Below are 19,680 nucleotides of genomic sequence, written 5' to 3'. Positions count from 1 at the left end.
TGGCCGCTGGCTCCTTATCAGGCACTGAACGAAGGGATTGATGGGGCGATGAAAGCTCCGTTTCTCGCCCCTCATATAAGCTCAACGCAGGAGCGACTCAAATGTTCTCAGGCTCAATCCCCGCGCTCGTCACTCCATTTCGGGACGGCAAGGTCGACGAGGCGGCATTCCGCACGCTGGTCGACTGGCAGATCGAGCAGGGCAGCGCCGCGCTGGTACCCTGCGGGACTACCGGCGAAGCCTCGACGCTGTCCAATGCCGAACACCACCGGGTGATCGAGATGTGCGTCGAGCAGGCGGCGGGCCGCGTGCCGATCATCGCGGGTTGCGGCAGCAACGACACCAACAATGCGCTGCTGCACCTCAAGTTCGCGAAGAAGGCCGGGGTGACCGCCGGACTGTGCGTCGCGCCTTATTACAACAAGCCGAGCCAGGCCGGGCTGATCGCGCATTTCAGCCACCTCGCCGAACATGGCGACCTGCCTATCGTGCTCTACAACGTGCCGGGCCGCACGGTGACCGATCTCCAGCCGGAAACGGTGTGCGAGCTGGCGGAGAAATTCCCCGAGGTGATCGTGGCGATCAAGGATGCGAGCGAGGATCTGTCGCGCGTTGCCGACCACCGCATGGGTATCAGTCGCGATTTCTGCCAGCTTTCGGGCAATGACGAACTGGCGCTGCCCTTCAATGCGGCGGGTGGTTCGGGCTGCATCTCGGTCACCGCAAACGTCGCGCCCGCTCTGTGCGCCGAGTTCCAGAAGGCCTGCGCCGACAATGACCTGGTCCGCGCGCGCGAACTCAACGACCGGCTCTACCCGCTGCACTACGCGATGTTCGAGGATTCGAGCCCGGCGCCAGTGAAGTATGCGCTGTCACGCACGCAAAGCTGGATGACCGACGAAGTCCGCCTCCCGCTGGTCGCCTGCTCCGACCACGCCCGCCGCGCGGTCGACAAGGCGCTGGAGCACGCGGGGCTGGTGTGATGGCCTTCGGTATCGTTCTGGTGTTGGCGGGAGCGTTTACGATCATAACGGCGCGCAGCCGAGCCATGGATGCGCGACGGAGGATGCATATCGGTGAGGATCGTTTCTTCGAAGAAAGGCGCGCGCTTGCTGCCTATCCGCAGTTGCGCGACATGAGATTCTTCCGTTGGAGTGGCTGGCTGACCCTCATCTGTGGTGTGCTGCTGATTGCCAAGGATATCATGTGATCCGCGCCCTGCTTCTCCTCACCATAATGCCCGCGCTTGCGAATTGTGGTGGCTCCGTCGAGCCGGAGCGTACAGCCGTAGAAGAAGTGTGGAATCTGAAGCAGGACACGCTGATCCATAGTGCTCCGTTCACAGAGCTGTCCGTCTCACAGGACGGAAGTTTGGCTCTGGACAGAAGGACTCTGGGCAAAGCCGAATTGCCTGACGTGATGGCGCAGCTAACGCGGCTGGAGCCTGCGCCTGTTCTGGTCGTAACCTACGAGGGCGGAGAGACGCCCGAAGCATGGCCTGAGACGATCGCGATTGCCGAATCTGGTTATTGTGACTTGCCAGATACCTGGTGTTGGAAAGGGCCGGCTGCGGATGCGCCTCAGGAAATTCGCGGGAAACGCCGCAATCTGCACAACGAGAAATAGGCGGACCTAAAGCACCTCGTCCTCGTCCAGCAGCGTGGTCGGCGGGTGGGGCGGTTCGCTGACCGCCAGCGCATCGGCGATGCTGCGTGCGCCGTGACCGACGCCATCCAGCGTCTCGACCTCGGCGATATGGAACAGCGCGTCGCCCTGATTGACCACCGGCAGGGTCGCGTGGCCGATGATCACGCCGTCGACCGGGCTGACCAGTTCCTGCGCGTCCTCGCCGAACAGGCCGCCGACCACCGCCAGCATGTCGCCCTGCCGTACCACGTCGCCTGACTTGCGCACCCGGCGCGATACCCCGCCGCGCGGCGCGCGCACCCAGCTTGAGCGGTTGGCGCGGGTCGGGACCTTGACCGCCGCGAGCCCGTCGTCGAGTTCGATCATCCCGATATGCGCCAGCACGCGCAGCACGCCGCTGACCCCGACATTGATCGCGTAGCGGTCGAACCGCAGCGCCTCGCCCGCTTCCAGCAGCAGCATCGGCGTTTCGCGATCATGCGCGAGCGCGCGCATCGATCCGGGGCGCAGCGGGCTTTCGATGATGATCGGCGGGGCGAAGGCCATCGCCAGTTCGGTGAGGTAGGGGCTGCCCGAAGCGATGCGGATCTGCGGCAGGTTGTACCGGTGGACTGCGGCGGTGTGCAGGTCGATGCCCAGCGTGCAGCGGTCGATCACCTGCTCCAGAAAGGTATGCGCCAGCTGCGCGGCAAGGCTGCCGTTCTCGTAACCCGGAAAGCTGCGGTTGAGATCGCGCCGGTCGGGCAGGTAGCGGCTGTGCGAGGCGAAACCGTAGATATTGACCGCGGGCGCGAGGATCAGCGTGCCCGCCATCGCGCCCGGCATCAGGTGGTCGAGCAGCCGCTGGATGATCGCGGTCCCGACGATCTCGTCCCCGTGGATCGCCGCGCTGACGAACACCGCCGGGCCGGGCTTCGCGCCGTGCAGCACCTTCAGCGCGAGCGATGCGTCGAGCCCGGTGACCTGCTGGCTGACCGGGATGGTCAGGATTTCGGAACTGCCCGGCGCGATCGCGCGGTCGTGAATGCGGAAGGGCTCTGGCGCGCTGGATTGCATCGATCAGGAATAGCCACGCTGCGGCCGCGCTGCGCAAGCGCAGGCGCGATTTCATCCCCACTCCTTGCGGGGCCCCTTTCCCTTTTGTCCGCGCGCCCCTACATCGCGGGCCCTTATGGCACGTCCCAAACCTCCTACCTTCGACAAGCGCAAGACCGTCGCCGAGAACCGGCGCGCGCGGTTCGACTATGCGGTCGAGGAAAAGTTCGAGGCAGGGATCGCGCTGCAGGGTACCGAGGTCAAATCGCTCCGCTCGGGCGAGGCGACGATCGCCGAATCCTATGCCGAGGTGCGCGACGGGGAAGCGTGGCTGATCAATGCCAACATCCCCGAATACACCCACGGCAACCGCCTGAACCACGAGCCCAAGCGCCCGCGCAAGCTGCTGCTGCATGAACGCGAGATCGAGAAGCTGCTAGGTGCGGTTGAGCGCAAGGGAATGACGCTTGTGCCCCTCTCGATGTATTTCAACGGGCAGGGTCGGGCGAAGGTCGAACTGGCGCTGGCCAAGGGCCGCCAGACCAAGGACAAGCGCGACTACATCAAGGATCGCGACTGGCAGCGCGACAAGGCGCGGATCCTGCGCGACCGGGGGTAGTTTCAGGTGCGCCGGGAAGGGCGGATTTTGCGACGATCCGGGGCGCATGATTAATGAACCAGCCACCCCGTTTCGGCTAGTGCTCCTGCGCCTCTACTATGGGGTAAAACGACGCCCTCCGGCTTGCCCTTCGGCATGCCCGACACCACTATCGAACGAGCATTATGAGCCAGCCATCAGATAGCCTCCACAAGCCGTCCGCCCGTTCGGCAACGTGGAGCTACCTGCGTCGATATACCGACCGGGAGAAGCTGGCCGAAAGCCGTGTCTTGCGGCCTATCGCACACCGTTTCCTCAGCCCCGAACTATGGCGCTTCACCCGCCGCAACGTGCCGCGCGGCGTCGCGCTCGGCCTGTTTGCAGGGTTCGTGATCCCGTTCGGCCAAATTTTCCTCGCCCTGGTGCTCGCCTTCACCGTGCGCGCCAATGTGCCGATCGCCAGCGCGACCACGCTGGTGACCAATCCGTTGACCTTCCCGTTCTGGTTGTGGGCAGCCAACCGGGTCGGCCACAAGGTGCTGACCATTATCCCCGATGGTGGAAACGTGCTGTTGCCGCAGGACGGACTGATGACGCTTGGCGGCCTGTTCGAGGCAGCGGGCGCGACCGTGTTCGGCTTCTTCCTCTTCGCGGCGCTGTTCCCCCCGATCGGCTATTTCCTGACCAAGTGGATATGGCGCGCCGCTATGGGCCGGCGGCGCAAGAAACGGCTGAAGCGCGGTGCGATCGCCCGCGAAGCTGCCGCTGCGCCATCGCAGGCAACGCCATCGTGAATCCATTCGCTCAGCCTGGCGCCGGGGGAACCCCGCTCGGCTGGCTGGTCCTGCTGCTCGCGCTGGTGGTCAGCGTTGCGGCGGTATGGCTGCTGAGCGACCTGCCGATCCTGACCGCAGCCTATGCCGGCGGGCTCGCGACGCTGATGACCCTGCTGATCGTTCTGCGCGGCAAGGCCGCCGGCGCAGAGCGGGTGGAACTGGCGCCGCCCGACTGGAGCGTTACGCTCACCGCGATCGACCAGCCCGGTGCGCTGGTCGCGATCACTGACCGCGCGAACCGGCTGGTCTGCGCGAGCGCGTCGTTTTCCTCCCGTTTCGGGGTCGAGAAGGCTCCGCCCAATCTTGCGCTGAGCGAAGAGGCTGCCGCCGAAGCACTGCTCAGAACTGCCCGCGAGGCATGGCGTGAAGGGCGCGCGCACGCGGCGCATCTCTCGCTCGGCAAGGACGACGTTCGCTGGGAGGTCGAGGCGCAGCGGGCGGGGCGGGGCGAGGATCACCTTGTCTGGCGCTTCCGTCCCGAATCGAGCGAAGATCTTGCCAGCGACATATCGCAGCTGGTCACAGGCGCGCTGGGCAGGATGCTTGGCCGCGCAGGGGTGGTGGCCGCGCTGGTTACCGCCGAAGGCACCGTACGCGCAGCCTCGCCTGCATTTGCAGAGCGCGCTGCCGGTGACCCTTCGGCCACGCTGGTCGGCCGTGAATTCGCCGATTTTCTCCGGCTCGACGAACGCGAGCGGATCTATTTTGCCCGCGCGGGCCGGGAGGGCGAGCCCTTCCAGCTGATCCACGTGCCGCTCAACGATATCGACGATGAATGGGCCGCCAACCCACAGGATGCGCCTTCGCTGATGCTGCTGGTCGAAGCGCATGTCGCTCTGGCCGAACATGTCTCCGCCGATACCGCGCCCAAGGTGGAGTCGCTGATCGAGGCGCTGCCGCTGGGCCTGGCGATGACCGATCGCGACGGACGCTTCCTGTTCGCCAACCCGTCTTTCCTGCGCGCGGTCGGACGGACAGAGAAGGGCTTGCCGACGTTCCCCTCCGATCTGGTCGTGCGTGAGGACAAGGGCGCGATCTCCGACGCGGTGCGCCGGTTCGGCAAGGGTGGGGTGGCGAGTGGCGACGTGGCGGTACGGCTGGACAGCGCGCCGGGCGAGCCGATTTCGCTGGGTCTCGCCAGCGTGCGCGGGCTGGGCGAACCCGCCGTACTGCTGTCGCTGGTCGATTCGAAGGAAGAGACCGAGCTCAAGCGACAGATCGCGCAGGCGAGCAAGATGCAGGCGATCGGCCAGCTCGCAGGCGGCGTGGCGCACGATTTCAATAACGTGCTGACCGCGATCATCGGCTATTGCGACCTGATGCTGCTGCGCCACATGCCGGGCGACAGCGATTACGATGACATCCAGCAGATTCGCGCCAATTCGAACCGGGCGGCCAGCCTCACCCGGCAGCTGCTTGCGTTCAGTCGGCAGCAGACGCTGCGCCCCGAGGTGCTGCAACTGCCCGACGTCATCTCCGAGGTCAGCCAGCTGCTCAAGCGCCTGCTGGGCGAGAAGATCGAGCTGCGCGTGCGGCACGATCGCGATCTCGGGCCCGTGCGGGCCGATCCGGGGCAGCTCGAACAGGTGATCGTGAACCTGGCGGTCAATGCGCGCGATGCGATCGCCGCGCAGGGCGACGGCACGGGCACATTGGTGATGTCGACCCGCAAGGTCTCTCTCAAGGAAACGCGCAGCCTCGGCCCGGATATGCCGCCCGGTGACTACACCGCGCTGATCGTGCGCGACACCGGGGGCGGGGTTCCGGCCGCGGTGATGGGCAAGATCTTCGATCCCTTCTTCACCACCAAGGAGCTGGGGAAGGGCACCGGGCTGGGCCTGTCGACCGTCTACGGCATCATCCGCCAGTCGGGCGGCTATATCTATGCCGAGAACGTGGGCCCTCGCGATGGGCTGGGCTCCGGCGCGGCCTTCACTGTCTATTTGCCGGTGCACCACGGCGCACCCACTGCGGAAGAGCGCCGCGCCGATCCGGACGAGCCTGCGCGGCGCTGGTCCGGCGGTGGCCGCGTGCTGCTGGTCGAGGACGAGGATATGGTCCGCGCGGTGGCCGAGCGCGCGCTGGTCCGCGCCGGCTTCACCGTCACCGCCCAGCCCGATGGCGAGGACGGCCTTGCCGAGATCGCCAATGGCGGCGTTTTCGACCTGGTCGTCTCCGACGTGGTGATGCCGGGAATGGACGGCCCTGCGATGGCTCGCGCGATCCGCAAGCTTAAGCCCGACCTCCCGATCCTGTTCATGTCGGGCTATGCCGAGGAAACTCTGCGCAACGAGATCAGCATCGACAACATGTATTTCATCGCCAAGCCATTCAGTGTGGAACAGATCTCACGCAAGGTTGGTGAGGTGCTGGGCGCTGCAAGCGGCTGATTTTCGGGTATTATCTGACGTTCTGAAAAATATTCGTTCCCCCCTTGTTCTATCGGAACATAAGCGGTACATACTGCTCATGTCGAAAAGGCGAGAGCCTCTCTAGGAACATGAAGGAGGGCGTGCGATGGCTGCTGCGAAACTGAAGCTGGTAGACGACAAGGAAACCAACGTGGACCGTCAAAAAGCGCTCGACGCGGCACTCGCACAGATCGACCGCGCATTCGGCAAGGGTTCGGCGATGAAGCTGGGCTCGAAGGAAACGATGAATGTCGAATCGATTTCGACCGGCTCGCTCGGTCTCGATATCGCGCTCGGCATCGGCGGCCTGCCGAAGGGTCGGGTGATCGAGGTTTACGGGCCGGAAAGCTCGGGCAAGACCACGCTGGCACTGCATGTGATCGCAGAAGCGCAGAAGGCTGGTGGCACCGCCGCCTTCGTCGATGCCGAACACGCGCTCGACCCGGTCTACGCCAAGAAGCTGGGCGTCGATATCGACGAACTGATCGTCTCGCAGCCCGATACGGGCGAGCAGGCGCTCGAAATTACCGACACGCTGGTCCGCTCCAATGCGATCGACGTGCTGGTGGTCGACTCGGTGGCCGCGCTGGTCCCGCGTGCTGAAATCGAAGGCGAGATGGGCGATAGCCACGTCGGCCTTCAGGCACGCCTGATGTCCCAATCCCTGCGCAAGCTGACCGGGTCGATCAACCGTTCCAAGTGCATGGTCATCTTCATCAACCAGCTGCGGATGAAGATCGGCGTGATGTACGGCAATCCGGAAACGACCACCGGGGGCAATGCGCTCAAGTTCTACGCCAGCGTGCGACTCGACATCCGTCGCACCGGCCAGATCAAGGACCGCGACGAAATTATCGGTAACTCAACACGTGTGAAAGTGGTCAAGAACAAGGTCGCACCGCCGTTCAAGCAGGTCGAATTCGACATCATGTACGGGCAGGGCATTTCCAAGATCGGTGAGATTCTCGACCTCGGCGTGAAGGCGGGCGTGGTGGAGAAATCCGGCTCCTGGTTCTCCTACGACAGCATCCGGATCGGGCAGGGCCGCGAAAACGCGAAGACCTTCCTCAAGGAAAACCCCGAAATTTGCGACAAGTTGGAGGCTGCGATCCGCGGCAAGACCGACGATGTCGCCGAGGAGATGATGGTCGGTCCTGACGCGGAGGACTGATCGCTTCTTCTCAAGCGGGCGCTGCAGACCTCGCGCCCGGGAACCCGGAAAACCGGTTGCGTCGCTTTCCTCTGGAAGCCTCGCGGCCGGTTTTTCCGTTGTCTGGCGCGTTGCTGCCGGACGGCTGACGTAACCTGCACCGGTGATCGCGCAGCAATGCGCTTTGTGAAAGCTTGTCGGCCACGGCCTTCTTGCCTAACTCGGCTGGATCATGACCAGCACCAACGACATCCGCCGGACCTTCCTCGAATTCTTCGAATCGCGCGATCACAAGCGTGTCGCCTCGGCGCCACTGGTGCCGCATAACGATCCGACGCTGATGTTCGTCAACGCGGGCATGGTGCCGTTCAAGAACGTCTTCACCGGCCTCGAAACGCCCCCGGCGCCCCGCGCAGTCAGCGCGCAGAAATGCGTGCGTGCAGGCGGCAAGCACAATGACCTCGACAACGTGGGCTACACCGCGCGGCACCACACCTTCTTCGAGATGCTCGGCAATTTTTCGTTTGGCGACTATTTCAAGGAGCAGGCGATCCATAATGCATGGACGCTGCTGACCGAGGAGTTCGGCCTCGACAAGAATCGCCTGCTCGCCACGGTCTATCACACCGATGACGAGGCGTTCGATCTGTGGCGCAAGATTGCAGGTCTCCCCGAAGACCGCATCATTCGCATCGCGACCAAGGACAACTTCTGGGCGATGGGCGATGATGGTCCGTGCGGCCCGTGCTCGGAAATCTTCTGGGATCATGGCGATCACATCCCCGGAGGGCCTCCCGGCTCGCCGGAAGAGGACGGTGATCGCTTCGTCGAGATCTGGAACCTCGTCTTCATGCAGAACGAGCAGCGGGGCGGCGAAATCATCGGCGACCTGCCCAACCAGAATATCGACACCGGCATGGGGCTGGAGCGGATTGCTGCTGTTCTGCAGGGTGTCCACAACAACTACGACACCGACACCTTCCGCACGCTGATCGAATCCACCGAGGCCCAGCTTCACGCGGATGCGACCGACTATACGATCGCCAGCTACCGCGTGATCGCGGATCACCTGCGCGCGACCGGTTTCCTGATCGCGGACGGGGTGCTCCCGTCGAACGAAGGGCGCGGCTACGTCCTGCGGCGGATCATGCGGCGCGCGATGCGCCACGCGCATCTTCTGGGCGCTAAAACGCCGCTGATGCACCGCCTCGTACCCACGCTGGTCGGCGAAATGGGCCAGGCCTATCCCGAACTCGGGCGCGGCCAGGCACTGATCGAGGAAACGCTCGAACGCGAAGAGACGCGCTTCCGCGAAACGCTGGAGAAGGGTCTGCGTCTGCTCGACGAGGCGACCGGCTCGCTGGGCAAGGGCGATCAGCTCGACGGCGAGGTCGCGTTCAAGCTCTACGATACCTACGGCTTCCCCTACGACCTCACCGAAGATGCCTTGCGCGGCCAGGGCATCGCGGTCGACCGTGAAGGGTTCGACGCTGCGATGGCGCGCCAGCGCGAGGCGGCACGTGCGGCATGGAAGGGCAGCGGTCAGGCTGCCGACAGCGAAGTCTGGTTCTCCATCGCCGAACGTGAAGGCGCAACCGAGTTTACCGGCTATTCCGCCACGCAGGGCGAAGGCCAGGTGGTTGCGATCGTGAAGGATGGCGTCGAAGTGACCTCGGCTGCGGCTGGTGAAGATGTCGTGCTGCTGACCAACCAGACGCCCTTCTACGGCGAAAGCGGTGGCCAGAGCGGCGACAGCGGCAGCATCACCACGCACGATGGCCTACGTATCGCGGTGCGCGACACGGGCAAGCCGCTCGGTCGGCTCCACACGCATCAGGGCAAGATCGAAGCGGGCGAAGTGCGCGTGGGCGACGAGGTTCGGCTGACCGTCGACGAGCAGCGCCGCAACCGCATTCGCGCCAATCACTCCGCGACCCATCTGCTTCATGCGGCACTGCGCCGGCGCCTTGGCGATCAGGTCACCCAGAAGGGCTCGCTGGTGGCAGAGGATTACCTGCGCTTCGACTTCTCCTACCCGGAGAAGATCGACCGCGAAGGGCTCGACCGGATCGAGCAGGATGTGAACTCCCAGATCCGTGGCAATTCCGAGGTCGGCACCCGGCTGATGACACCCGACGACGCGGTCGCCGCAGGAGCGATGGCGCTGTTCGGGGAGAAATACGGAGACGAGGTTCGCGTGCTTTCGATGGGGCGCGATGCCGACGCCGATTTCTCGATCGAGCTGTGCGGCGGCACCCACGTGGAACGGACCGGCGATATTGGCCTGTTCGCGATCATCGGCGAATCGTCCGTATCCTCGGGCGTGCGACGGATCGAGGCGCTGACCGGCAATGCGGCCAGTGAGTATCTTCGCACCCGAGCGAACGCTCTAAACGAAATCAGCGGCAAGCTGGGCGCGACGCCGGATGCGGCGGTCGCGCAACTCGATGCCCTGCTTGCGCAGCGCAAGACGCTCGAGCGCGAGCTGGCCGACGCCAAGCGCGCACTCGCCCTGTCGGGCGGGGGTGGCGACGGGCCGCAGGTCAGCGACGAGACGATCAATGGCGTGACCTTCAGCGGTCAGGTCATCGAGGGGCTGGATCCCAAGGAACTGCGCCCGCTGCTCGATGCGGCAAAACAGCGCCTTGGCTCGGGAATCGCCGCGATCTGCGCGACCAATGACGGCAAGGCCGCCTTCGCGGTCGCTGTTACCGACGACCTGACCGATCGCTTCAGCGCTGTCGAACTGGTCCGGGCCGGTGTTGCCGCGCTTGGCGGCAAGGGCGGCGGGGGCCGGGCGGATATGGCGCAAGGCGGCGGCCCCGATGCGGCTAACGCCGGGGCCGCGCTTGATGCGGTGCGGGGCGCGCTGGCCGAGGCGGTAGACGCCTAGCCGTACGCGCCCTCGGACATTTTTTTAGCGGGCGCCGCTGCCTGCTCGCCGCGCGTCTGGCTGGCTGCCACGGTTCAGGTCCTCACCGCCGGTATCGGCAGGCCTGGAGGCGTCACGGCGCGCGGACGGCTTGGCCTTGCCGCTTCCTTGCTGATTTTGCGGCTTGAACTTCTCGTCGTTCGGGATCGGCTTGGTCGGGTCGATGTCGGACATTTAAATTCTCCTTTCCCTACCAATGGTTGGCAACGGAAGAAGGTCCGGATCAGTCGGAAGGCAGATCTGCCGGGACGTTTGAAGGCGCAGTTGCCGATACGGTGCTGGTGCGCAGTTTGGGCGCGTATTCCAGCGCGCCTTCGGTCTGAATCTGCTTGCGCATCTCGTCGCGCTTCTCGTGGATCGAGGCGATCACCGGCCCCATGGCCACTCCGATATCCACCAGCACCGCCTCCGACAGCTGCAGCGAGCTTTCCAGCGTTTCCGGCACCGCGTGGCTCGCGCCCGCCTGATAGAGCAAGGCGGCATGGCTGGCATCGCGGGCACGCGCGACGATCAGCAGATCGGGGTAATTGCGTCGCAGCCGTACGACCAGTTGCTGGGCCAGGACCGGTGCATCCATCGTCAGCACGATTGCGGAGGCGTCTTCCACTCGCAGCGCACGCAGCGTTTCCAGCCGAGCGGCATTGCCGAAGATGACGTTGTAGCCATCGCGCTTGTCCTGCAGCGCCAGGTCCGCGTCGGACTCGATGGCGACATACGGCTTCTCGTGCACGCGCAGCATATCCGCGATCAGCCGGCCGACACGCCCCCCGCCGACCACAATAACCCGGCCCGCCGGAGCGGACTGATCGCGCGCGGGATCGGGCACCGGGTCCACCCTGCGGGCCACCGCGCGCCCGACGAAGGCCAGTAGCGGAGTTACGGTAAGGCCGATCGCCGTGACGATCTGCCAGAATTGCGTCGTGCCGGGCTGGATCAGCATCGCCGAGCTTGCGGCAGAAAGCACGATCAGCGTGGTTTCCGATGGGCTCGCCATCAGGATGCCGGTCTCGGTCGCCGTGTTGCGCCGCGCGCCCATCATGCGCAGCAGCAGCCCGGTGACCAGCGCCTTGAACGACAGCACCAGCACCACCGCGGTCAGGATGATCCCGACATTGTCGGCCAGCGCCTTCAGATCGATGCTCATCCCGATGGTGATCAGGAAGATACCGAGTGCGAGACCTTTGAAGGGCTCGATGATCGTCTCGACCTCGCCGTGGAAATCGGTTTCTGCGATCAGCAGCCCTGCGATCAGCGCGCCGACAATGGGGGAGAGGCCGGTGATCCCGGTCGCGAGACTGGCACCGATCACCACCACCAGCGTGGCGGCAAGGAAAACCTCGGGGCTCTTGGTACGCGCAGCCTGCGCGAACAGGACCGGCAGGGCATAGCGGCCCAGGATCAGCAGGACCGCGATCACCGCCGCACCCTGCCACAGCGTGGTCCATAGCCCGGTGAGCCCGTCGGCCTGTGCATAAGGGGCGAGCGCGCCGAGCATGAAGATGATCGGGACGATCGCGATATCCTCGAACAGCAGCATCGAGAGCGCGGCCTTGCCGACCGGGGAACTGGTCCCGGAAATCGGCAGCACGATCGCGGTCGACGACAGCGCCAGCGCCAGGCCCAGCGCCATTGCGCCGGTCCAGTATTGCCCCATCATCGCCAGCACCAGCGCGATCGAGGTGCCGATAATGGTCAGTTCGAGCGCGCCGAGCCCGAAGACCAGCCTGCGCATCTGCCACAATCGGTTGAACGACAGTTCCAGCCCGATCGTGAACAGGAGCAGGATGATCCCGAACTCGGCGAAGATCGCGAGTGAATCGGGCTCCGATATCGTGACCGCTGTCAGCCATTTGATTTCAGGTGTCAGCGCGCCGAGCCCGTAGGGGCCGACGAGGATGCCGATCAGCAGGAAGCCGATAACGGGCGTAATCCGGAAACGGGCGAACAGCGGGATGACGATTCCCGCTGCGCCCAAAATCACCAGCGCGTCGGACAGCGCAGTCGTCGGTTGAAGTTCACCTGCCACGGGCCGACCATATCAAGCCTGCCCAGCCGTTGAAGGCCTGAAATGAGCGAAAGTCCGTGATTACCCACCGCCCGGGGTGTGTGGGCCCCTGGGTGCCGCGTCCTGTCCGGCGGCTTCGGCCTCTGCCTCGCCGATGCGGGGGGAGATCTGGCCCACGCGCTTGTCCCACTCGATCTGGTAGAGGTCGAAGCGGCGATCCGCGAGATTGCGCACGGTGCCCTCGGCGCGCGCCCAGCTGAGGTCTGCCAGATTGACGTCGCTGATCGTCAGCGTCTCGACATTCTCGCTCGCTTCGGCGGCGATCCCGTCGCGCGCGAAGGGGAAGTCACACGGGGTCAGGATGCAGCTCTGCGCGTACTGGATATCCATGTTCGCCACGTTGGGCAGGTTGCCGACATTGCCGCTGAGCACGGTGAAGCACTGATTCTCGATCGCGCGAGCCTGCGCGCAATAGCGCACGCGCATGTAGCCCTGGCGGCTGTCGGTGCAGAAGGGCACGAAGATGATCCGCGCGCCTTCGTCTACGAGCCTGCGGGCGAGTTCGGGGAATTCGCTGTCGTAACAGATCAGCACCCCGATCGGGCCGCAATCCGTTGGGATCGCATCGATCGAATCGCCACCCTTGATGTTCCACCAATAGGCTTCGTTGGGGGTGGGGTGGATCTTCTCCTGCGCGTGGATCGATCCGTCGCGCAGGCAGACATAGGCGACGTTGTGGATGTCCCCATCGTCCATCCGCGTCGGATGCGACCCACCGATGATGTTGATGTTGTAGTTGAGCGCCAGCTCGGAAAGCTTCTGGCGGATCTTGGGCGTGTACTCGCTCAGCGCCTCGATCGCTTCGATCGGGCTCAGCTCCTTTTCCTCCGCGCTCAGCAGCATCAGTGTGAACAGCTCGGGGAAGAGGATGAAATCGCTTTCGTAGTCCGATGCGACGTCCACGAAATATTCCACGTGGCGCATGAACTCGTCGAAGCCGGAGACCGCGCGCGCCTGCAACTGGCAGGTCGCGATTCGCACGCTTTCGACATCGCGCGGCAGGCGGTGTTTGCGCGGCGCATCGGCGTCGACATAGGGATTGCGCCAGACCATGCGCACGGCGAACGCCTTGGAACGCTTGTCTTCGGGCAGATAGTTCTCGAGGATGCCCTGCGGTTCGAACCCGTTGGCCAGCTGGAAGCGCAGCACGGGGTCGTGGATCTTGTTGTCGACGACCTTCTCGAGATAGTCCTCCGGCCCCTCCGCGCGGTTGCGCTTGCGCCGCATCGCGTTCGCCAGATTGGGCATGCGCCCGCCGAAGACGATGCCCGACAGATCGAGCCGCTCGGCCAGCGCGCGCCGCTCCTCGTACAGGCGTCGTCCGATCCGGGTGCCACGCACCTTGGGATCGACGCACATTTCGTAGCCGTAGAGCCAGTCGCCGGTCGGATCGTGCCGGCTGCCGAACCCGTTGCCCGTGACCTCGTCCCACGAGTGATCCGACATCGCGACATTCGCCTTCAGGCGCATCGACGCGCAATAGCCGACGATCACCCCATCCAGCTTGGCAACGAAGCAACCCTCGCGGTAATTGTTCAGCTGCCCACGGATCTCGCCCAGCTTGTAGGGCGGCAGATCGACATAGGCGCGGCGGACCAGCTCCGCGATATCGGGCACATCCTTGAGCTTCGCCTGGCGGACTTCCAGGCGGGCCTTGGTCTTGTCGGTGGTCGAGATCGGATCGTCTCCTGTATGCAGTGTTCAACGGGCACTAGTGCCTGAACAAAGGAGAGCGTCCAAGGTGCCACATGATCCCGAATTGCCGGTAATCGTCGTTGGCGGAGGCCCGGCGGGAATATTTACCGGAATGTTGGTTGCCCGCGCGGGCGTGAAGGTGACCGTGCTGGAGAAGCACGAGGACTTTTTCCGGGATTTTCGCGGCGACACGGTCCATCCCTCGACGCTCGACCTGTTCCACCAGCTCGGCTGGCTCGATGAACTGCTGGAGATCGAACACAGCAAGGTCGAGATGATCGGGCTCAGGATCGCAGGCGAGCAGCGTCAAATTGCCGACTTCCGGCACCTGCCCGTGCCAGCGCCCTACATCGCGATGATGCCGCAATGGGACCTGCTCGATTTTCTGGCCGGCAAAGCGCGCCAATACCCCGGATTCGAACTGCGTATGGGGACAGAGGCGGTTGCCGCCCATACCGATAGCAGCGGGCGGATATCGGCGATCGAAACAAAGGCCGGGGAGGTGCTGCCTGCGCGGCTGGTGATCGCCGCGGACGGGCGCCGCTCGATCATGCGCGAACAGGCGGTGCTGCCGCTCAAGCGAATCGGCGCGCCGATGGATGTCCTGTGGTTCCGGCTCGATCGCCCCGACGGTCTTGGCCCGGAGAGTTTCGGTTCGCTCGCTGCGGGCAAATTTCTGGTCCTCATCAACCGGCGCACTTACCTTCAGTGTGCGTTCCTGATCCCCAAAGGCACGGCCGACGAGATTCGCGCGCAGGGAGTCGATGCGTTCCGCAATCGCCTGCAAGGTCTGGTGCCCGAGCTCGATGGGGCGATCGCGGCTTTCTCGGATATGGACGAGGTGAAGCTTCTGAGCGTGGCGCTCGACCGTCTGACACGGTGGAACCGTGACGGGTTGCTGGCGATCGGCGACGCCGCTCACGCCATGAGCCCCATCGGCGGGGTGGGGATCAACGTCGCGGTGCAGGATGCAGTGGTCGCCGCGAACGTGCTGGCGGCACCGCTCGCGCGCGGAGACGATCCTGATCCGCTGTTGCCGCGCGTGCAGCAGCTGCGCGCCCGGTCGGTCCATTACACGCAGATGATGCAAAAGCTCGCGCAGGATCAGATCATCCGGCCGATCCTCCAGCGCGATCAGCCGATCGACCGGGCGCCGCTGCCGGTGCGGTTGATCGATACGGTGAGCCCACTGCAACGCCTGCCTGCCAGGCTCATCGGGCTGGGCATCGACCGCCCGCATATAGAAAGCCCCGACGCCTACGAGTGAGGCGCCGGGGCGAGATTTTCACGGAAGCGGTGTTCCGGATCAGGCGGGGGCGAGGCCCTGCTTCTTCATTTCGGTTTCGAGGTTGGTGACGATCGCCTCGAAGAACTGCTCGGTGGTCAGCCAGCTCTGGCCCGGGCCGATCAGCAGCGCGAGATCCTTGGTCATCTGGCCGCTCTCGACCGTCTGGATGCATACCTTTTCCAGCGTTTCGGCGAACTTCACCACTTCGGGCGTCTCGTCGAACTTGCCGCGATACATCAGGCCACGCGTCCACGCGAAGATGCTCGCGATCGGGTTGGTCGAGGTCGCCTTGCCTTCCTGGTGCTGGCGATAGTGGCGGGTGACCGTGCCGTGCGCCGCTTCCGCTTCCACGGTCTTGCCATCGGGCGTCATCAGCACGGAGGTCATCAGGCCGAGCGAGCCGAAGCCCTGTGCGACGATGTCCGACTGCACGTCGCCATCGTAGTTCTTGCAGGCCCACACGAACTTGCCGCTCCACTTGAGCGCGGCGGCGACCATGTCGTCGATCAGGCGGTGTTCGTAGGTGATCCCGGCCTTGTCGAAATCGGCCTTGTATTCGGCGTCGAACACTTCCTGGAACAGATCCTTGAAGCGGCCATCGTACTTCTTGAGGATGGTGTTCTTGGTGCTCAGGTACACCGGCCACTTGCGGTCGAGGCCGTACTGGAAGCTGGCGCGCGCGAAGTCGCGAATCGAATCGTCGAGGTTGTACATCGCCATCGCGACGCCCGGGCTGGGGAATTCGAACACGTCGATGTCGATGTTCTCGCCATCTTCACCTTCGAAGACGAGGCGCAGCTTGCCCTTGCCGGGGATCAGCGTGTCCTTGGCGCGATACTGGTCGCCGAAGGCATGACGGCCGACCACGATCGGATCGGTCCAGCCGGGCACGAGGCGCGGCACGTTGTCGATCACGATCGGCTCGCGGAAGACCACGCCGCCAAGGATGTTGCGGATCGTGCCGTTGGGCGAAACCCACATCTTCTTGAGGCTGAATTCCTCGACCCGCGCCTCGTCCGGCGTGATCGTGGCGCACTTCACGCCGACGCCGTACTGCTTGATCGCGTTGGCCGCATCGACCGTGATCTGGTCGTCGGTTTCGTCGCGCTTCTCGATCGACAGGTCGTAATACTTAAGGTCGATATCGAGGTAGGGCAGGATCAGCCTTTCGCGGATCCACTGCCAGATGATTTTCGTCATTTCGTCGCCGTCGAGTTCGACGACCGGGTTCTTGACCTGAATTTTCGCCATTATCCGTCCCTGCTGGTCCGTGCGTTGCAATTTGGGGGTGAATCTGGCGCGGCTTTAGCAGAGGTCCGGGCGGGTGCAAGGATCGCGGACGCAAAGCGCTGTGCCGGTGGGGCGGGGCAATGAGCAATGCCGCGCTGGCGGCGGGGCAGGGGAGCTTGCAGCCAGATACGAAAAAAGGCGCCGCTCGCCGCGACGCCCCTCTCGAAAACCCCAATGGTGGGCGTAGGAGGATTTGAACCTCCGACCCCTACGATGTCAACATAGTGCTCTACCCCTGAGCTATACGCCCGCACCATGGGGATCGCCGTCTTGTCGGCGGAGGCGCCATCTAGCCGCGCCCGCTCGCCGTTACAAGAGGCTAAAGTTGCTTGTTACAGAAGGGCCTCTCTCGCGTCCGCAAAAATCCGGTCCACCTCCAGTACCAGATCGCGTAGATGGAACGGTTTCGAGAGCACTCTGGCCTGCGGCTGGTCGGCGCTCGCCTTCAGCGAAACCGCCGCGAATCCGGTGATGAACATCACCTTCGTCTCCGGGCTGATCTCCGCGCACCGCTGGGCGAGTTCGATCCCGTCCATCTCCGGCATCACAATATCGGACAGCAGGAGGTCGTAACTGTCGCTTTCGAGCAGGGGCAGGGCCGCCGTTCCACAATCGACCGAATCGACCGCATAGCCTGATTTTTCGAGCGCGCGGGTCAGATAGGTCCGCATCGCTTCCTCGTCCTCCGCCAGGAGGATTCGCCGCTGAAAGGTGGGTTTGCTCATAGACCCTCGTCCATAGCGGCCACCACTTAATGAATCTTTGGCGTGTCAGTGCCTTGCCCTGCTTTGACACACCCTGTGTTCCGGTTCAGCACTGCGAACATGGAAGGCGCGCGCGGCAGCGATTCGGGGCAGGGCATTGCAGGCGGAATGATCCCCGGCAGCGGGTCGCCAGCCTTTACCCTCGAAAACCTAGAGAACGCCGCCATTCCGGTTCTGATCGCGGCACCGCATGGCGGGCGCGCCTATCCCGCGCGGATCGCGGATGCGATGCGCAATCCGGCCATCGCCCAATTGCGGCTGGAGGATCGCCACGTCGACCGGCTGGCGCTGGCGGTGGCGCGGCAGACGGGCGCTGCCTCGCTGATTGCACACGCTCCGCGCGCAATGCTCGATCTCAACCGCGCACCCGATGACATGGACTGGTCGATGGTCGCCGATGCGCCCGCGGACAGGCCCGCGCATTCGAGCGCCAATCGCCGCGCGCGAAGCGGGCTCGGCCTCATTCCCCGCCGCGTTTCGGGTGTAGGTGAAATCTGGCGTGCTGATCTGACCAGCGCTGAGGTGGCGGAGCGAATCGCGCTGATCCACGAACCCTATCACCGCGCGCTTGCCCGGGCGCTGGATGCGATCCGCAGGACCTGGGGCGTCGCCTTGTTGATCGATCTGCACTCGATGCCGCCGCTCGCCGTCAGCCACCCGGGTCAGCGACCCACCGAATTCGTGATCGGCGACCGTTTCGGAGCCTCTTGCGAGGATGGTGTGGCGGGGCGCGCGCTGCAGTTCCTGGGGCGCAGCGAGCGAGGCGTGACGCATAACCGCCCCTATGCCGGTGGTTACGTGCTTGACCGGCACGGCAGGCCCGGTCTGGGCATCAATGCCCTCCAACTGGAAGTGTGTCGCACGCTCTATCTCGATGCACGTCTGGCGGGGACGAGTGCCCGTCTGCCCGGGGTCGCGCGGCTGATTGCCGAACTGGTGCGCACGCTGGCGGACGACGTCCTACCGGATCGTCGCGATTACGGGCTACCGCTGGCTGCGGAATAAAAAAACCACCCCGTGCACGAATGCACGAGGTGGCCAAGGTTCAGGGAGGAAGCACGCTCGAAAGCGTGCCTATCCGGGGCGGCTATGAGGGGGAATTCCGCCCGGACACGCTGAATCTGGGGTGCGTTGCAGCAAAGTCAAGCACTGCTGCAGCGCGCCCTGTCAGCCCTAGTTCGGGGCGCCGTCCTGCTCGGTCGGAGCGGGCATTTTGCCCTGCTGTTCCTGGCGGCCGAAGATGTTGCGCATCAGTTCGAGCGAGGTCAGGTGCGCGTAAATGATCGCGAGCATCCCTTCCTTGTTCCACTGCTTCAGGGTCTCCGCATCGATCTCGGCCAGCTTGGCCTGATCGATCATGCGAAAACCGCGATAGACGTAGGGCTTGCCCGGCAGTTCGGCGCGTTCGATCGAGACTTCACCATCCATCAGCAGGTCGTGCTTGAGCAGTTCCTGCGTCAGGTTGCGGGTGCGCTGACCGGCCTGCTCGAATTTCTCGCAGAAATCGAGGATCGCCTTGGTCTGTTCGGTGGTCGAACCGTCTTCGTTGAACAGAAGCTCGCCTTCGTCGAATTCGCCGACCGCATTCGAGGTCGGGTCGAAGCACAGCGACAGCTCGTCGGTTTCGGGCGTCAGCTTGGCGAGGATGAACGGATAGCGGCGGATGTAGGCGGGCACGTAGACCTGATCGATCAGCTTGCCTTCATCGTCGAAGAAGGTGTTCACGCCTTCGTTGAGGCCCATCAGCGCCAGCGGCAGCGGGTTGTCGCCCGACGAGAAGATCACCGGGAAATGGCGTGCGGCCTGGATGAACTCGTCGCCGGTCAGCGGAACGACGTGCTGCTTGGACAGCCAAGGTGCCGTATCGAGCATGCGATTGCGAAACTTCAGGTGATCCCGCGTGTTGAGCGGCATCAGGTCGTTATAGAACATCGGAAGCTGGGGCTGTTGCGGCGCGCTGGCCATCGGT

General features: G+C 64.3%; 17 protein-coding genes and 1 tRNA gene. 10 read left to right on the top strand and 8 right to left on the bottom strand.

Features of this window, described 5'->3' with window-relative positions:
• Positions 1-101 precede the first annotated feature (101 nt).
• Genes dapA through VO57_014140 form a run of 3 tightly spaced genes read left to right on the top strand, consistent with a single transcriptional unit; the run spans position 102 to position 1,626 of the window.
• The gene (gene dapA / locus VO57_014150; GenBank protein ID XBL69258.1) at positions 102-983 is read left to right on the top strand and encodes a 4-hydroxy-tetrahydrodipicolinate synthase; all 882 of its coding nucleotides are present in this window, start codon (positions 102-104) and stop codon (positions 981-983) included.
• Positions 983-1,210, top strand: a complete 228-nt coding sequence (locus VO57_014145; GenBank protein XBL69257.1) for a hypothetical protein — start codon at positions 983-985, stop codon at positions 1,208-1,210. Before dapA ends, VO57_014145 begins: the two co-directional genes overlap by 1 nt.
• The gene (locus VO57_014140) at positions 1,207-1,626 is read left to right on the top strand and encodes a hypothetical protein (protein XBL69256.1); all 420 of its coding nucleotides are present in this window, start codon (positions 1,207-1,209) and stop codon (positions 1,624-1,626) included. The genes VO57_014145 and VO57_014140 overlap by 4 nt, the downstream gene beginning before the upstream one ends.
• Positions 1,627-1,632: 6 nt before the next feature.
• Here the strand turns inward: VO57_014140 and VO57_014135 are convergent, their stop codons facing one another.
• Positions 1,633-2,703: a succinylglutamate desuccinylase/aspartoacylase family protein gene (locus VO57_014135; protein XBL69255.1), complete on the bottom strand. Its 1,071-nt coding sequence runs from the start codon at positions 2,701-2,703 to the stop codon at positions 1,633-1,635.
• Positions 2,704-2,818: 115 nt separating this feature from the next.
• Here VO57_014135 and smpB point away from each other — a divergent pair, with 115 nt between their 5' ends.
• The 5 genes from smpB to alaS all read left to right on the top strand — a co-directional run bounded on the left by smpB (position 2,819) and on the right by alaS (position 10,570).
• Entirely contained in the window at positions 2,819-3,301 is a 483-nt protein-coding gene (smpB, locus tag VO57_014130) for an SsrA-binding protein SmpB (protein ID XBL69254.1), read from the top strand.
• Between the two features lie 164 nt (positions 3,302-3,465).
• Positions 3,466-4,074 (top strand): DUF2062 domain-containing protein, encoded by a 609-nt coding sequence (locus VO57_014125; GenBank protein ID XBL69253.1) that lies wholly within the window; start codon positions 3,466-3,468, stop codon positions 4,072-4,074.
• Complete coding sequence (locus VO57_014120; GenBank protein ID XBL69252.1) at positions 4,071-6,506, top strand: response regulator; 2,436 nt, start codon at positions 4,071-4,073, stop codon at positions 6,504-6,506. Before VO57_014125 ends, VO57_014120 begins: the two co-directional genes overlap by 4 nt.
• Before the next feature lie 127 nt (positions 6,507-6,633).
• Complete coding sequence (recA, locus tag VO57_014115) at positions 6,634-7,698, top strand: recombinase RecA (protein ID XBL69251.1); 1,065 nt, start codon at positions 6,634-6,636, stop codon at positions 7,696-7,698.
• 211 nt (positions 7,699-7,909) lie between these two features.
• Complete coding sequence (alaS, locus tag VO57_014110) at positions 7,910-10,570, top strand: alanine--tRNA ligase (protein XBL69250.1); 2,661 nt, start codon at positions 7,910-7,912, stop codon at positions 10,568-10,570.
• A 24-nt stretch (positions 10,571-10,594) separates the two neighbouring features.
• Here alaS and VO57_014105 read toward each other — a convergent pair whose 3' ends face one another.
• From VO57_014105 to VO57_014095, 3 genes are read right to left on the bottom strand one after another with little or no spacing between them, the layout of a single operon-like run.
• The gene (locus tag VO57_014105; protein XBL69249.1) at positions 10,595-10,783 is read right to left on the bottom strand and encodes a hypothetical protein; all 189 of its coding nucleotides are present in this window, start codon (positions 10,781-10,783) and stop codon (positions 10,595-10,597) included.
• 49 nt (positions 10,784-10,832) lie between these two features.
• The gene (locus tag VO57_014100; protein XBL69248.1) at positions 10,833-12,635 is read right to left on the bottom strand and encodes a cation:proton antiporter; all 1,803 of its coding nucleotides are present in this window, start codon (positions 12,633-12,635) and stop codon (positions 10,833-10,835) included.
• A gap of 60 nt (positions 12,636-12,695) precedes the next feature.
• The gene (locus VO57_014095; protein ID XBL71348.1) at positions 12,696-14,351 is read right to left on the bottom strand and encodes a GNAT family N-acetyltransferase; all 1,656 of its coding nucleotides are present in this window, start codon (positions 14,349-14,351) and stop codon (positions 12,696-12,698) included.
• Between VO57_014095 and VO57_014090 the strand changes: the two genes are divergently transcribed.
• Positions 14,296-15,636 (top strand): FAD-dependent oxidoreductase, encoded by a 1,341-nt coding sequence (locus VO57_014090; protein ID XBL69247.1) that lies wholly within the window; start codon positions 14,296-14,298, stop codon positions 15,634-15,636. The genes VO57_014095 and VO57_014090 overlap by 56 nt on opposite strands.
• Before the next feature lie 39 nt (positions 15,637-15,675).
• Here the strand turns inward: VO57_014090 and VO57_014085 are convergent, their stop codons facing one another.
• The 3 genes from VO57_014085 to VO57_014075 form a co-directional block, all read right to left on the bottom strand.
• Positions 15,676-16,908 (bottom strand): NADP-dependent isocitrate dehydrogenase, encoded by a 1,233-nt coding sequence (locus VO57_014085; protein XBL69246.1) that lies wholly within the window; start codon positions 16,906-16,908, stop codon positions 15,676-15,678.
• A gap of 214 nt (positions 16,909-17,122) precedes the next feature.
• Positions 17,123-17,197 (bottom strand) — tRNA-Val (locus VO57_014080).
• Between the two features lie 82 nt (positions 17,198-17,279).
• A complete protein-coding gene (locus VO57_014075; GenBank protein ID XBL69245.1) occupies positions 17,280-17,672 on the bottom strand; it encodes a response regulator in 393 nt (130 codons plus the stop codon).
• Positions 17,673-17,771: 99 nt separating this feature from the next.
• Here VO57_014075 and VO57_014070 point away from each other — a divergent pair, with 99 nt between their 5' ends.
• Positions 17,772-18,716, top strand: a complete 945-nt coding sequence (locus VO57_014070) for an N-formylglutamate amidohydrolase (GenBank protein ID XBL69244.1) — start codon at positions 17,772-17,774, stop codon at positions 18,714-18,716.
• A 168-nt stretch (positions 18,717-18,884) separates the two neighbouring features.
• Here the strand turns inward: VO57_014070 and VO57_014065 are convergent, their stop codons facing one another.
• Entirely contained in the window at positions 18,885-19,676 is a 792-nt protein-coding gene (locus VO57_014065; protein ID XBL71347.1) for a SapC family protein, read from the bottom strand.
• Between the last annotated feature and the right edge of the window lie 4 nt (positions 19,677-19,680).

It is taken from the genome of Citromicrobium bathyomarinum (assembly GCA_001306305.2).
In the GTDB taxonomy this organism is placed as follows: Bacteria; Pseudomonadota; Alphaproteobacteria; order Sphingomonadales; family Sphingomonadaceae; genus Alteriqipengyuania; species Alteriqipengyuania bathyomarina.
This window is presented reverse-complemented; position numbering and strand designations above follow the sequence as displayed.